The organism is Paraglaciecola sp. (assembly GCF_039964565.1).
GTDB lineage: Bacteria > Pseudomonadota > Gammaproteobacteria > Enterobacterales > Alteromonadaceae > Paraglaciecola.
In genome coordinates this window covers 65,556-80,130 of sequence record NZ_JBDVXF010000005.1, presented here as the reverse complement: position 1 = coordinate 80,130, position 14,575 = coordinate 65,556, and the positions used below count along the sequence as shown (strand labels likewise).

Below are 14,575 nucleotides of genomic sequence, written 5' to 3'. Positions count from 1 at the left end.
CCACACTATCAGCAGGTTTGAAAAGGAAAGTGAAATGAAAAATTTAAGTTTATTAATTTTAAGCAGTCTACTCTTGTCGAGCTCAGTATTGGGTGCACAAAGCGATAGTTGGAGTGCTCAGTCTACTGAAAAGCAGTTTGATAAAACTAGTCAGATGATAAAAAAGTCATCTGAAGGTCAACAAAAAAATGGTTTGGTATTAACACCTAATGCGCAATCAAAAATAGCGTCAAGCAATGCGAAAAAAACTGAGGCACAAGCCCGAACATTAACAGCGAGACCCGATGTTAAGGCAATCTATCAAGAATTTTGGATATATGATGCTTGGGTCGAATTTTACAGTGATGATGATAGAGATGGTTATTTTAACCATTTTTCGATTGAGTTTGACGCCGATACAGATTTTAACTCCGCAACTGTTTATGCCAGATTATATTTAGGTAAGGATGAGGTGTTCAAGGAGTATCATGCCACTTCTAACTTCAATATCTATTCTGACACGAACACCGACAGTTTTGTTGTTGAAAGCGAATTATTAAATGGTTTTGCTTCTGCTGATTATGAAGTCTTAATTGAGTTGTACGACGCATACAGCGACGAATTAGTGGCGGTTTACGATGGTTATAATGATGCGGATTTGTATTTATTACCACTAGAAAGCAACGAGTTCGAAACTGTTCAAGTCGTAGTGGTCCGTGAACACGGCGGAAGTTTGAGTTTATTAGGATTGTTTCTTATACCGTTGATATGGATGAGACGTCTTAAAAAGGCCGCATAATCATCATTCGAACATAACTCATCAAAAACTTGCAGTGTAAATGGCTGACTCTTAATCAAGTCAGCCTAATTGTCTTCCGGTTCATTGGTATCAACTACCTCAGTCGTCACCTTTTGAACTAATTTGACTCGACCATGTTTGACAAGAGTATCTCTAAGCACATATTCAATTTGCGCATTGACGCTGCGCAGATCATCATCTGCCCAGCGTTGCATGGCTGCTAATACGTCAGCATTTATTCTAAGTGGGAAGGCTTTTTTTGACATAATTAACCTACTTAGGACGTTTTAATACAGCTTGTATATGAGAGCCGTTCACCGCGCCAATTGGTGGTAAAATACAGCTGACTAATTCCCAATTTTGTCTGCCCAATTCATTTAAACTCGCCTCTAGATTATTTGCATCGGGTTCGGGACTTACAAAACCTTTTGATTTGATTTTTGAGTTTACCACTTTATATTCCCACTGCATTTCTATACTCCTTAATACAAACTGCCACTATTGATAATGGGTTGGGCATTTTTATCACCACATAACACCACTAATAAATTGCTAACCATCATGGCTTTGCGTTCTTCGTCAAGCTCAACCACGTTTTGTGCTTTTAGTCTGTCTAACGCCATTTCAACCATGCCAACCGCTCCTTCAACAATTTTGCTTCGAGCGGCAATGATTGCGGTGGCTTGTTGGCGTTGCAGCATGGCGCTAGCAATTTCCGCGGAATAAGCTAAATGACTGATTTTAGATTCGTGAACTGTTAAACCCGCTTTACCTAAGCGTTCTTGAATTTCTTGCTTTAATATTTCAGAAATATGTTTAGGGTGGCTTCGCAAGGCTATATCGGCACTATCATCATCTTGAGGATCGTAACAGTAACTACTGGCCATATTCCTAAGTGCGGATTCGGTCTGAATGGTGACGTAGCTTTCATAATCGTCCACTTCAAACATCGCTTCTGCCGAGTCTGTCACAGACCACACCACTATTGTGGCAATTTCTATGGGATTACCTAGGTTATCGTTTACCTTTATTTTGGCGGATTCAAAGTTGCGGACTCGCAATGAAACAGTCTTTCGAATAAAAAATGGGATAGTCCAGCGCAGACCGTTGCGTTTTTCAGTACCCACATAACTGCCAAATAAAGTCATGACCTTCGCTTGGTTAGGTTGCACCATAAAGAAGCCACCCCAACAAACAAGTACAACAATGGAGCAAAAGATACTCATTGGTAACAACATTTGTTTCGCTACCATTATGCCAAAGCTAACTTGAAGTAAGGGTAATACCACAAAAAATGCTAAATACCCGTTAATCGAAAAACCTTTCTTTTCAGTAATCATAAAAAAACTCCTGGTTGATATCATTATGATATTATATTGAGATTACTTCTGATTTATATAAAAAGCAAATTAGTTTCTAAGATATTAATTAACCTTTAGTTTTTCCCAGTAAGTTGCCTATTCGCGGAATGTTAGCTTGAGGGGTAACTTCTTATCCAATTGAAAGTATTGGTAATTTGTCAGGTTTTTTAACACATCGATTAAAAAGTTTTTTTTGCAATTTTGTAATTAATTGATTCCTATTATAAATAGTATTTGGGTATAGAAGTTGCTTAGCTTCTGACCAATAGGTCAAGTTTGCCTGTTGATGTAGCATGATCCCACTCACTGTCATACGGATGTCACAGAAGTAATAGAACATCGCTCGCACCAAAAATAATTATTAAAAGTCGGCTAACCGACTCTCATAAATTTTCAGGAGAAAACATGAAATTAAGGCATTCAGTTGCGCTGGCATTGTTTTGTGCATCATCTGCACAAGCATCCAGTGTATTTATCAATGAAATTCATTACGACAATAGTAGTAATGATGTTGGCGAGTTTTTTGAAATAGCCGCTCCGATTGGAACAGACTTGAGTGATTGGTCTGTGGTGTTGTACAACGGCAATAATGGTGGGTCCTATGCGACTATAGACTTGTCACAAAAAACACTCGTACAAAGTGGTGGCTATTCGTTTGCAGCAGTGCCTCATTCTGGTATTCAAAATGGTGGCCCTGATGGTTTAGCGTTAATCGACAACCTCGGAACAGTTGTTCAATTTCTAAGTTATGAAGGGGCCATGACAGCCACAAATGGGCCAGCAAGCGGACTCACAAGTGACGATATTGGAGTGTCTGAAACGGGGTCTACTCCTGTTGGTTATTCTCTGCAATTAGCAGGTACAGACGGTAGTCAGTATGCAGATTTTACTTGGCAATCAGCTGCAGTTGCTACGTCAGGGGCTGCAAATAATGGCCAAACTTTCAGTGATAGTGGCAGCGATGGCGGTACTGACGGAGGTTCAGACGGCGGAACTGATGGCGGAACAGACGGTGGAAGCTCAGATGTTATAAGTGGCAGTGTATGTACTAATTGCCCAGACCTGCCGAAAATTAAAGACGCAACTGCATTTGACGCAACTGCTTATTATGGCAATGTTCAAGCTGAAGTCGATGCAAGCTCACCGGCAGACACCATCAAATTAGTGTTAAGTGACACCATTACTAGTGAGCATAAGAACTTATCTTATGCCGATGTTTGGACCGCTTTAACCTATACAGATGAAGATCCAACCAATACCAACAATGTCATCTTATGGTATAGCAATCGTTCACAGGCCAAATCTACTAATGGCAGCGGCGCGGCTAGTTCAAACGGCGACAATTGGAACCGTGAGCATTCATGGCCTAAGAGTCATGGATTTCCGAGTCAAAGCCAGGAAGGTTACACAGATATCCATCACTTAAGACCTACGGATATTAGTATTAATAGTTCTCGTGGGAATCTAGATTTTGATAATAGTGATAGCCCTCTTGCTGAAAGTACCATCAACCGCGTAGATAGCGATTCGTTTGAACCTAGAGATGAAGTGAAAGGCGATGTTGCCCGTATGATGTTTTATATGGACACTCGTTATGAAGGCGCGGGCTCTGATGCAACGCCTGACTTAGAACTGGTTAATCGTGTTACTTCTAGTAGTGAATCAAAGTTAGGTATGTTGTGTACCTTAATTGCTTGGAGTTCAGCTGATCCGGTAGATGCGGCAGAGCAAAGACGCAACGACCGAATCTATGAGTTACAAGGTAACCGTAATCCTTTTGTTGATCATCCAGAGTGGATTAATACGCTCTATCCGGCTGACTCATGTGGTAACACAGATGGGGGAACTGACGGCGGCACAGATGGCGGCACTGACGGAGGAACAGATGGTGGTACTGACGGTGGTACAGATGGCGGTACTGATGCTGGTGATAGCTCGACCAGTTTAGTTTTTATCAATGAAATTCATTACGACAATAGCGGTGGTGACCTTGCTGAAGGGATTGAAATTGCTGGCTTAGCGGGTACAGATTTGTCCGGTATGAGCATCGTGCTTTATAACGGCAGTAGTTCTCAACGTAAAGTTTATGATACTGAAAACTTAAGTGGTGTATTACCTAATCAAGATAGTGGCTTTGGCACGTTGTCTTTTGCCATTTCAGGTATCCAAAATGGTGGCCCCGACGGTTTAGCCTTAGTGGATAGTGAAGGTGCAGTACTGCAATTTTTGAGCTATGAAGGTAGCTTTGAAGCAGTAGATGGACCAGCTGAAGGTATGACAAGTACCGATATCGGTGTAGCAGAAACAAGCAGCACGGCTGTTGGTGAATCGCTACAACTAACCGGTAGTGGGTTTAGGTATGAAGATTTTGTCTGGCAAGAGCCAGCTGTAGATAGTTTTGGTCAAGTTAACTCAGGGCAAACCTTTGTTGCTCCTGCACCATTTATTAATGAACTTCATTATGACAATAGCGGTGGCGACTCAGATGAAGGTGTCGAAATTGCTGGCCTAGCGGGTACAGATTTGTCCGGTATGAGTATCGTACTTTATAACGGCAGTAGTTCTCAGCGTAAGGTTTATGGAACTGAAAATTTAACGGGTGTATTACCTAATCAAGATAGTGGTTTTGGTACGCTATCATTTGCTATTTCAGGTATTCAAAATGGTGGCCCTGACGGTTTAGCCTTAGTGGATAGTGAAGGTGCAGTACTGCAATTTTTGAGCTATGAAGGTAGCTTTGAAGCGGTAGATGGCCCTGCTGTAGGCATGACGAGTACAGATATTGGCGTGAGTGAGTCCAGTAGTTCAGCTGTTGGTCATTCATTACAATTAAGCGGTAATGGTGTTCAATATTCCGATTTTGAGTGGCAAGGCTCTGCAGAGAGTACTTTTGCCCTAATTAACACTGAACAGATTTTTGGTTCTGGCACAGGTGGTGACACTGACGGAGGCTCAGATGGAGGTTCTGACGGCGGTACTGCTGATTTAGGTCAATGTTCGGACGCTGCGACGTTGATAAGTGCCATTCAAGGTTCTGGTTTTGTATCGCCGCTAGTGGGGCAATCTCATATAGTGGAAGCCGTGGTAAGCGCCTCTCTACCTAACCTGAGTGGTTTCTTTATACAAGAAGAGCAAGCAGACATGGATGCTGATCCTGCAACGTCTGAAGGTCTATTCGTTTTTTACGAGGGTGCATTGCCGACAGAAGGAGATGTAGTACGAGTGTTAGGTGAAGTGACTGAGTACTATGAAAAAACTCAAATACTGGCTCAACAGGTATCGACGGCTTGTACAACTGCCACTGTAACGGCAACTGAATTTAGCCTACCTTTTGCCAATGCTACAGAAGCAGAGGCCCTAGAAGGTATGTTGGTTACCGCCTCACAGGAATTAACTGTAAGTGATAATTACAATTTAAAAGCCTTTGGCGAAGCAACTTTGTCATACGGACGTTTGTATACGCCTACTAACCAATTTACACCGGGTTCTGCTGAAGCTATTGCTTTAGCCGCTGAAAACGCATTAAACAAAGTGATACTAGATGACGGCGTAAATGGTTCTAACCCTGAGGTTATACCTTACCCTGCAGGTGGCTTATCTGCGGTTAATTCGCTACGTACTGGCGATACGGTTACCGGGTTAATGGGACCCATGGACTACAGTTTTAATGCTTACCGTATTATTCCTCAAGTCAGTCCAACTATCTTCGCTAGTAATCCGCGCAAAGCAGCGCCTGAGATTACTGAAGGTAACTTGAAAGTAGCTAGCTTAAATGTACTTAATTACTTCACTACTCTTGATGAGAATGGCAATAAATGTGGTCCTAGTAACTTAGATTGTAGAGGGGCAAATAATGTAGAAGAGTTTGCTCGTCAAAAAGCTAAGACAGTGGCTGCAATTGTAGCCATGGACGCCGACATTGTTGGGTTAATGGAAATTGAAAATAGCGGCTTTGGTGCGGGTTCTGCAATTGACGACCTAGTCTCTGAAATTAATAACCAATTGGGTGCTGGCACTTATTCGATTGTTGATGCTGGTGGACCTGTAGGGACTGACGCAATCACAGTTGCACTTATCTATAAAGCAGCAACAGTGTCACCTGTAGGTGCCTTAGGTATATTGGATAGTAGCAATTCTATTAGCGATGCTGATGGACCGTTATTTGTCGATACTAAAAACCGTCCTGCGTTAGTGCAAACTTTTGCGCTAACTGAAAATGCTGAAGAATTAGTGGTGAGTGTTAATCACCTTAAGTCAAAAGGTTCTAGCTGTGGTGCTGGCGACGACGATACCACTACAGGTCAAGGAAACTGTAATTTGACTCGTACTAGAGCGGCACAAGCCCTTACAGCCTTTATTGCATCTGAGTATGCTGACAAACCTACTGTTATTTTGGGCGATTTAAATGCTTACGCTAAAGAAGCTCCCATTACTCAAATTGAATCTGCAGGTTACACCAACTTAGTGAACTATTTTGGTGGTGCTGAAGCTTATTCTTATACATTTAGTGGCGAGTTTGGTTATTTAGACCACGCATTAGCTAACAATAAAGCGCTAGCTAAGACCGTTGATGTCACTGAATGGCATATCAATGCAGACGAGCCAAGAGCCTTAGATTACAACACTGAAGATAAAAGTGCGCAGCAGTTGGTTGACTTGTATGAAGCCGACGCTTATCGCATGTCTGACCATGATCCAGTTGTGATATCCATGCAATTTGATGCACCAGTATCTGCAGAAGCTTCAGCTGATGTGAATCAAGACGGTAATATCGATTTTAGCGACTACTTTGCGATATTGGGGATGTTAGGTAGTGCGAATGGAGATGCTAATTTTGATGCTGTAGCAGATTATGACCAAGATGGCGTTATTTCACCTTTAGATCTGCAATCTTGGTATCAATTATACCTAGGTCAATAATTTAAACCGGCTGCCTACTAATGTGCAGGCAGCCAATATTTCAATATTAAAATAGAGATGTATACAATGAAAAATGTAATTCTTAATAGTAAAGTTTTGAAAGCCTTGGCACTGGCCAGTGGTTTATTGATGAGTACCTTTAGTGCGCAAGCAGATTTGGTTTTATCTTTTAGTGAGAGTGATGTTGAAGTCGGCTTAAATGACACGTTTACTCTCGACTTATATGTAACCCAAGGCGCCCCTGTCGATGCGCTGCTAGCGTGGGGATTGGACGTGAACTTCGATAATGGAATACTTGCACTCAACAGTTTTACTTTGGGTAGTGATTTTAGTTCAGTTTTAAATCCATTAGTAGATGGAGACGGAATTGGTGGTGCGAGCACTTCGTTTGGGTTATTTTCACTTAGTCCTATTTTGCTAGGTAGTTTTGAGTTTACCGCTGTGGGTTATGGTGCAACATCTCTGTTCACATCCAATACTATTGGGGACCTTTTTGAAGGTTTTACTACTTTAAATCAGGCTGGCAGTACCTTCAATAGCGCTGCTTCGAATATTTCAGTTGTATCTGCACCTGCTACTTTAGGCTTATTTACTATTGCATTAGCTGGTTTAGTCAGTCTTCGCCGCAAAGCGTAATTTCTAACTATATTAAAAAAGGCGGTTGATAGTGATATCAACCGCCTTTTTAATTTTTCTAGCTTCTAGCTTCTAGCTTCTAGCTTCTAGCTTCTAGCTTCTAGCTTCTAGCTCGTTAGCTTCTACTGATAATCAAACTCACCATCAGTCACTGCCATCAAGTCATCCGCTCCGTTAAACAAGTTAGCTTTGAACAGGTCTTTTTTAGGGAGTAACCGTTTCAAAAAGAACTTACAGGTATTTTGCTTGCCTGATTGGATGCTAGGGTTATCCGACTGTTGTGCCCTATCCGCCATGCTTAACCAAATCACGCCTAACAAACAATAAGCGCTGTAGTGCATAAAGTCATAGGCTGTGCCAGATAAATCCACTGCATTTTGCTTTTTAAGTTCCGTAGCTGTATCAAACCATTCTTTCAATAAGTCTGTAGCTTGGGCTTTGGCCGCTGCATCATTCATTTGCTCGATTTTACTGGTAAACAAGGCAAAAGTGTCTTCTAGCATAGTGCCTTTATCGCGGGCTAGTTTTCTAGATATTAAATCCAGTGCTTGAATACCGTTGGTACCTTCGTACAACTGCGTAATTCTTGCATCTCGAACTAGTTGCTCCATGCCCCATTCACGAATAAACCCGTGGCCACCGTAGACTTGTACCCCAAGATTACTCATTTCAGTTGCCATGTCAGTCATAAACCCTTTAACTATAGGAGTTAAGAATGAAATCACGTTCTTGGCGGTGTGTTTGCTTGTATCGTCACCAAAACGTTCTATGTCCATTTGTTGCGCGTAAAGCAATGCCAAGGCACGACAGCCTTCACCTATGGCTTTTTGGGTCAATAACATTCTACGAACATCGGGCTGATGGATAATCGGATCGGCTTTTTTGTCTTTCTCTTGCGCACCTTGTGGGGCGCGAGATTGCAGTCGCTCTCGTGCGTAAGTTAAAGCACCTTGATAAGAGGCTTCCACTATACCTAGTCCTTGTAGGCCAACTTGAAAGCGTGCATCATTCATCATAGTAAACATACAAGCTAAACCATTGTTTGCTTCGCCTACTAAAAAACCATGCGCTTGATCAAAATTCATTACACAAGTTGGGCTGGCTTTAAGGCCCATTTTTTTCTCTATACTGCCTACAGTCACTGCGTTTCGTGGGCCTATGCTACCGTCATCTAAAGGTAAAAATTTAGGCGCTAAAAACAAACTGATGCCTTTTACCCCTGGAGGTGCATCTGGCAGTCTTGCCAATACTAAATGCAAGATATTATCGGTCCATTCGTGATCACCGGAGGAGATAAAAATTTTATTGCCGGTAATGCTAAAACTACCGTCTTCATTAGGAACAGCTTTAGTGCTCAATAAACTAAGATCGGTACCAGCGTGAGGCTCGGTTAAACACATAGTGCCAGCCCATTCACCGGAAATTAGTTTGGCCAAATAGGTGTTTTTTAATTCTTCGTTTGCGTGTTTGGTCATAGCCAAAATGGCACTTTCGTTGAGCATGCCTGTTAATCGCCAACTGACATTGGCCGAATCCAACATTTCGTGTACCGGTACTGCAATAGTGTTAGGTAGATCTTGACCTTCATAGTCAGCGCTGCCCAGCATGGCGTTCCAACCGTTAGCGACGTATTCTTTATAGGCTTCTGCAAAGCCATCAGGCGTAATCACATTGCCATCAATTAGTTTCGCACCTTGTTCGTCACCTTCTCGGTTTAAGGGCGCAATTACCTCTTCAGCAAACTTCGAACCTTGCATTAGAATTTCATTAACTAATTCTGGGTCAAAATCTTGTAACCCTAGTTTTTGATAATGGTCCGACAGTTTTAACCAATCATGCAGCACAAATTGCATGTCGTTTATTGGGGCATTGTATTGGGGCATAGTCATAATCTCTAAATATCGAATACTGTGTAGATTATACTGTTATTTGTTCGTTGTAGTTGCTAAAAGTCAGGTAATGACTATTAAAAGTGTTGATATGGCTCTAATTGTTTGATGAATGTTGGCTGCAGTTAGGTGATTAATTTCTCGTATGCAAAGCATTACCTTAATTGTGTATAGGCTTTTCGCAAATTGATTAAATTGATGTCTTTTGCCCACTGGTCTTGGTGGGTTTCAAAAGGGTCAATTAGTGCAATCTTCGCGGTTCTGCGACTAGCCCATGCAGGCACTGGAAATGTCTGCAATTGACTAGAATATTCGTCACTAAGAGTGCACTCAAAATATTTCATTTGATTTTGGTCTGTAAAAAGCAATTTTCCTACTTCAACGTTGAGTCCTGTTGTTTTCCATACCGCGGAATGAGCTGTGCATTGTGCACTTGTTTTTTTTTGTAGTTTTAGATTGGGTAAATTCCAAGCATCTTCGCTATGAGTTTTAATGGCTAAGAGACGACTGTTCGATTTTATAAGACAAGCTGCAGCAGCTGGGGGCAATTCTGTGTCAACATTACCGGTTCGGCACATTGGGTCTGCAGGGACCTCTCTACTGCATCCGCTGATCAAACTGGTTAGAATTAATATGCTGAAAAATAGTCTATTTTGCAAAATCGTACGTACACTTGTGATATCAGTATGGGGTATTATCTCATCTAGGTTTGTATTCTCCACAATTAATTGTAAAGGTCTGTAATTTAATTTTTACCTCATAGGTCTTGTTCACTTCAACACATAAATAGGTCATTCAATGTCTAAAGGATTAAAGTTCTCACCCTTATTAGTTGCCGTTATCTTGTGCCTTGCTTTAGTGGTGTATCTATATATGCCCAGAGAAGAATCGCAACAGGCTAATCAAGCGGGTGCAACTTTTGTAAAAGTTCATAAGGCGAGTCAAGAAGACTTTGAAGTAGTAGTGGAAGCATTGGGCACAGGTAAAGCAAACGAATCGGTTTTCGTTACTACGCAAACATCAGATATTGTACAAAAAATTCATTTTGATGATGGTGATTTAGTTAAGCAAGGGCAGTTATTGCTGGAGCTAAACGATGTTGAAGAAAAAGCGAGATTAGCGGAATTGAATGTTAATCTGCAAGAAGCACTGAAGCAGTTAAAACGAATTAAAAACTTAGCCAAAAATAACGTAGCATCAGAGCAACTGTTAGATGAGCAACTAGCGAAGGTTAACGTTTTAAATGCCCAAATGGATGTGGCTAAAACTCAGTTAGACCAGTTATTAGTAAAAGCGCCTTTCGATGGAATACTGGGGGTTCGCCAGATTAGTGTTGGAGCGCTAGTCACCCCAGGCGATGTGGTGACAACTTTGGATGATTTAAGTTTTATCAAGGTCGATTTTGATATTGCCGAGTCTCATTTGGCAAGTATTGCACTTGGTCAAAAGATAAGAGCGACATCAGTAGCATATCCAGGAAAAGTCTTTGAAGGCCAAATAACCAGTATTGCCTCTAGGGTTGATCCTTCTACGCGTTCTGTGCAAATACGAGCCAACATTCAAAATGAAGATCTCAAACTTCGTCCGGGCATGTTGCTGCAAATTTTATTGCAAAAACAAGTTTTGAAAACCCTAGTCGTACCTGAAGTGGTATTGGTTCCTGTTGAAGATAAACAGTTCGTATTTATCGTGAAAGGTGACGCTGTGGCGTTAGTTGAGGTGAAAGTAGGACTAAGAAAACCTGGGAAAGTCCAGATACTAAGTGGCATTCAAGCAGGGGATTTGGTGGTAACCGAAGGCACGCTTAAATTACGCGATGGATCCAAAGTCACTTTTGACCTCGCAAACAGCGGGGAATAAACCATGTTTTTATCAGACATTTCAGTTAAGCGCCCCGTTTTTGCCTCTGTAGTCAATTTACTGTTAGTTGTGTTTGGTATTGTGGCTATCAGTTTTTTGAGTCTTAGAGAGTACCCTGATATCGATCCACCTATAGTCTCAATTAACACTAACTATTCTGGTGCGTCTGCTTCGATTGTTGAGAGCCGCATTACCCAGTTATTAGAAGATCGGATTAGCGGTATTGAGGGCATTAAAAATATCAGCTCAACCAGCAGCAACGGTCGCTCGTCGATTAGCATTGAGTTTAATTTGTCGCGAGATATTGACGCTGCCTCAAACGATGTACGTGAAAGAGTCAGTCGAGCCCTTAATAATTTGCCAGATCAAGCAGACCCACCTGAAGTGTCTAAATCTAACTCCGATGAAGATGTCATTGTTTGGTATAATTTACGTAGTGATAATTTATCGGTTATGGAATTAACAGACTATGCCGATCGATTTGTTGTAGATCGTTTATCAGTAGCAGAAGGCGTCGCGCGAGTGCGTTTAGGTGGCGGCAGAAGCTACGCTATGAAGGTATGGCTTGACAGAAATGCAATGGCAGCTCGGCAGATAACGGTGAGTGATATTGAAAACGTCATTCGTTCTGAAAATGTTGAACTACCAGCAGGTGAAGTGGAATCTATCGACCGCGACTTTGAAGTACGAGTAGCAAGGAGTTTTCTAACCCCAGAAGATTTTGCCAATTTGACCATTAAAGCCAGCGCTGACGGTTATTTAGTGAAGCTTAAAGAGGTGGCTCGCGTTGAATTAGGTGCCGAAGATGACGAAACCGATTTTCGTGGCGGCGGAGTTAATATGATTGGTTTGGGTATTATCAAACAATCAAAAGCCAACACCTTAGAAGTAGCCCGAGCGGCGAAAAAAGCTATTCAACAAATTGAACAAACGCTACCCGACAACATCTTTATCGTGGCTAGTTATGATTCATCAATTTTTATTGAAGCTTCCATAAATGAAGTTTACGAAACCTTAGCAATTGCCATGTTGATGGTGGTGCTAGTTATTTACATCTTTCTCGGAAATCTAAGAGCAACCATCATTCCGGCCATTACTGTTCCTGTATCTTTGGTTTCAGCTTTTATAGTGATGTATGCCTTAGGTTTTTCAATTAACTTATTGACCTTATTGGCGTTAGTACTGGCTATAGGATTAGTGGTAGATGACGCCATAGTCGTGCTTGAAAATATTTCAAGAAGAATTGAACTAGGTGAACCGCCTATATTGGCTTCATATAGAGGGGCAAAAGAGGTGGGTTTTGCAGTCGTTGCGACCACGTTAGTTTTAATAGCGGTATTTGTCCCTTTGGTCTTTTTACAGGGCAATATTGGAAGACTCTTTACTGAATTTGCACTCGCCATTGCAGCAGCCGTAGCTTTTTCTAGTGTAACCGCACTGACGCTTTCACCTATGCTGTGTTCACTGTTGCTTAAAAAACGTCAAAAACAGAGCGGTTTTGCTTTTTGGGTCGATGCGAAGTTCAAGGTAATAGAAAACCGCTATTACAAGGCATTAGGCACAACCATACATCAACCGTTGTTGATGGCAATATTGGTTATCGCGAGTATTTTTGCATTGGTTAAATTAAGTCAAATTATACCAAGTGAATTTGTCCCTAAAGAAGACCGAGGTAACTTTTTTATTCGGGTGCAAGCTGTTGAAGGCGCTAGCTTTGAAAGCAATTCCGCCAATATGAAAAAAATCGAAAAAATCTTGCTCGAATACGCCGAAAAGGGTGAGGTGGATAGGGTGTTAATTCGCGCGCCAGGTTTTGGCGGTAGTGCCGGGATCGGCATAGTGGGTATGCCTGTTGGTGAAGAGCGTAAACGCTCAACCTTTGAATTAATGGACGAAATTAGCGCCAAGCTGGCAAATATTCCTGATATTCAAGCCTTTGCAATTATGCGTAGCGGCATTGGTGGTCGTGGTCTGGGTAGGCCTGTGCAGTTTGTTCTGCAAGGTAATACCTACGAAGACTTAGTTAAATGGCGTGATATTGTGTTGGAAAAGGCTCGCAGCAACCAAAACCTCGTTCGATTAGACTCAGACTATAAAGAAACCTGGCCGCAATTATTAGTCAACATAGATAAAAATAGAGCGGCTGATTTAGGCGTTTCTATCAGCGAAATAGGCCGTACCTTAGAAACTATGTTAGGCCAAAGACGAGTTTCGACTTACCTTGACAAAGGGCAGGAATATGATGTGATCATGGAAGGTGAGGAGTCTGATTATCGAAGTCCTTCCAGCATTGAGAATATCTATGTGCGTTCTAACAAGAGTAATAAATTAATCCCGTTGGATAACTTACTTCTAGTAGAAGAACGAGCCACGTCATCACGTTTAAATCGTTATAACCGTATGCGTAGTATAACGATCAGTGCGAATTTAGCTGATGGTTATACAGTAGGAGAAGCTTTGGATTACCTGCGAGAAATTGTGGATACTGAGCTCCCTGAAGAAGTATCTATTGATTACAAAGGGCAGTCACAACTCTACCAAGAGTCAGGCAATTCTATTTTGTTTATTTTTGCCTTAGCACTGGCTGTCACCTATTTGATTTTGGCCGCGCAGTTTGAAAGCTGGATCCATCCTTTCGTTATCATGTTAACCGTGCCTCTGGCATTAGTTGGGGCTTTCGTGGGGTTGTATTTTGCAGACATGACCTTGAATATATACAGTCAAATTGGATTGGTGATGTTAATTGGATTGGCCGCTAAAAATGGCATTCTGATTGTTGAGTTTGCTAATCAGTTGCGGGATGCTGGCATAGAGTTTGAAAAAGCACTACGCAGAGCCGCCGCGCAACGTTTAAGGCCTATAGTCATGACTGGTTTTACCACGGTATTTAGTTCACTGCCTTTAGTGATGGCCAGTGGTGCAGGCTCAGAAAGTAGAACTGTCATTGGTATGGTCATTTTTGCCGGGGTGTTGGTCTCAGCTTTTTTAACCTTGTATATAGTGCCAACAGCCTATTATTTGCTGGCGAGAAATTCCGGTTCTCCGAATGAGCGAACGCAGAAAATTGAGCAGCTATCTGAAGATATACCTTACCGAAAAGGTGAAGAGTAACGTTGTAATTACACGAATAA

10 protein-coding genes are annotated in these 14,575 nt (G+C 41.7%); 5 read left to right on the top strand and 5 right to left on the bottom strand.

The window, feature by feature from the left end:
* Positions 1 to 34 precede the first annotated feature (34 nt).
* Positions 35 to 778, top strand: a complete 744-nt coding sequence (locus ABJK37_RS01720) for a choice-of-anchor H family protein (protein ID WP_348349475.1) — start codon at positions 35 to 37, stop codon at positions 776 to 778.
* 65 nt (positions 779 to 843) lie between these two features.
* On the opposite strand, the gene ABJK37_RS01715 is transcribed toward ABJK37_RS01720, so the two are convergent.
* From ABJK37_RS01715 to ABJK37_RS01705, 3 genes are read right to left on the bottom strand one after another with little or no spacing between them, the layout of a single operon-like run.
* The gene (locus ABJK37_RS01715) at positions 844 to 1,047 is read right to left on the bottom strand and encodes a hypothetical protein (RefSeq protein ID WP_215931168.1); all 204 of its coding nucleotides are present in this window, start codon (positions 1,045 to 1,047) and stop codon (positions 844 to 846) included.
* A 4-nt stretch (positions 1,048 to 1,051) separates the two neighbouring features.
* Positions 1,052 to 1,249 carry a DUF4177 domain-containing protein gene (locus ABJK37_RS01710; RefSeq protein WP_348349473.1) on the bottom strand — a complete coding sequence of 66 codons (198 nt, stop codon included), beginning with the start codon at positions 1,247 to 1,249 and terminating at the stop codon, positions 1,052 to 1,054.
* A gap of 11 nt (positions 1,250 to 1,260) precedes the next feature.
* Positions 1,261 to 2,115, bottom strand: a complete 855-nt coding sequence (locus ABJK37_RS01705) for an SPFH domain-containing protein (protein WP_348349945.1) — start codon at positions 2,113 to 2,115, stop codon at positions 1,261 to 1,263.
* A gap of 429 nt (positions 2,116 to 2,544) precedes the next feature.
* Here ABJK37_RS01705 and ABJK37_RS01700 point away from each other — a divergent pair, with 429 nt between their 5' ends.
* Both ABJK37_RS01700 and ABJK37_RS01695 read left to right on the top strand, forming a co-directional pair.
* Positions 2,545 to 7,059, top strand: coding sequence for an ExeM/NucH family extracellular endonuclease (locus tag ABJK37_RS01700; protein ID WP_348349471.1), 4,515 nt, complete (start codon positions 2,545 to 2,547; stop codon positions 7,057 to 7,059).
* A 66-nt stretch (positions 7,060 to 7,125) separates the two neighbouring features.
* The gene (locus tag ABJK37_RS01695) at positions 7,126 to 7,695 is read left to right on the top strand and encodes a hypothetical protein (RefSeq protein WP_348349469.1); all 570 of its coding nucleotides are present in this window, start codon (positions 7,126 to 7,128) and stop codon (positions 7,693 to 7,695) included.
* 122 nt (positions 7,696 to 7,817) lie between these two features.
* Here the strand turns inward: ABJK37_RS01695 and ABJK37_RS01690 are convergent, their stop codons facing one another.
* Together ABJK37_RS01690 and ABJK37_RS01685 are read right to left on the bottom strand one after the other, a co-directional pair.
* A complete protein-coding gene (locus tag ABJK37_RS01690; protein WP_348349467.1) occupies positions 7,818 to 9,578 on the bottom strand; it encodes an acyl-CoA dehydrogenase family protein in 1,761 nt (586 codons plus the stop codon).
* A gap of 161 nt (positions 9,579 to 9,739) precedes the next feature.
* On the bottom strand, positions 9,740 to 10,162 hold the full coding sequence (locus ABJK37_RS01685; protein ID WP_348349464.1) for a hypothetical protein: 423 nt from the start codon (positions 10,160 to 10,162) through the stop codon (positions 9,740 to 9,742).
* A 220-nt stretch (positions 10,163 to 10,382) separates the two neighbouring features.
* Here ABJK37_RS01685 and ABJK37_RS01680 point away from each other — a divergent pair, with 220 nt between their 5' ends.
* Positions 10,383 to 11,444 carry an efflux RND transporter periplasmic adaptor subunit gene (locus tag ABJK37_RS01680; RefSeq protein WP_348349461.1) on the top strand — a complete coding sequence of 354 codons (1,062 nt, stop codon included), beginning with the start codon at positions 10,383 to 10,385 and terminating at the stop codon, positions 11,442 to 11,444.
* Positions 11,445 to 11,447: 3 nt separating this feature from the next.
* Positions 11,448 to 14,555, top strand: coding sequence for an efflux RND transporter permease subunit (locus ABJK37_RS01675; RefSeq protein WP_348349458.1), 3,108 nt, complete (start codon positions 11,448 to 11,450; stop codon positions 14,553 to 14,555).
* Positions 14,556 to 14,575 lie beyond the last annotated feature (20 nt).

What these genes read in the sequence shown, in the direction of transcription:
- ABJK37_RS01720 (WP_348349475.1), top strand. Translation starts at nt 35, where the DNA reads ATGAAAAATTTAAGTTTATTAATTTTAAGCAGTCTACTCTTGTCGAGC.
- ABJK37_RS01710 (WP_348349473.1), bottom strand. Translation starts at nt 1,249, where the DNA reads ATGCAGTGGGAATATAAAGTGGTAAACTCAAAAATCAAATCAAAAGGT.
- ABJK37_RS01700 (WP_348349471.1), top strand. Translation starts at nt 2,545, where the DNA reads ATGAAATTAAGGCATTCAGTTGCGCTGGCATTGTTTTGTGCATCATCT.
- ABJK37_RS01695 (WP_348349469.1), top strand. Translation starts at nt 7,126, where the DNA reads ATGAAAAATGTAATTCTTAATAGTAAAGTTTTGAAAGCCTTGGCACTG.
- ABJK37_RS01690 (WP_348349467.1), bottom strand. Translation starts at nt 9,578, where the DNA reads ATGCCCCAATACAATGCCCCAATAAACGACATGCAATTTGTGCTGCAT.
- ABJK37_RS01685 (WP_348349464.1), bottom strand. Translation starts at nt 10,162, where the DNA reads ATGTGCCGAACCGGTAATGTTGACACAGAATTGCCCCCAGCTGCTGCA.
- ABJK37_RS01680 (WP_348349461.1), top strand. Translation starts at nt 10,383, where the DNA reads ATGTCTAAAGGATTAAAGTTCTCACCCTTATTAGTTGCCGTTATCTTG.
- ABJK37_RS01675 (WP_348349458.1), top strand. Translation starts at nt 11,448, where the DNA reads ATGTTTTTATCAGACATTTCAGTTAAGCGCCCCGTTTTTGCCTCTGTA.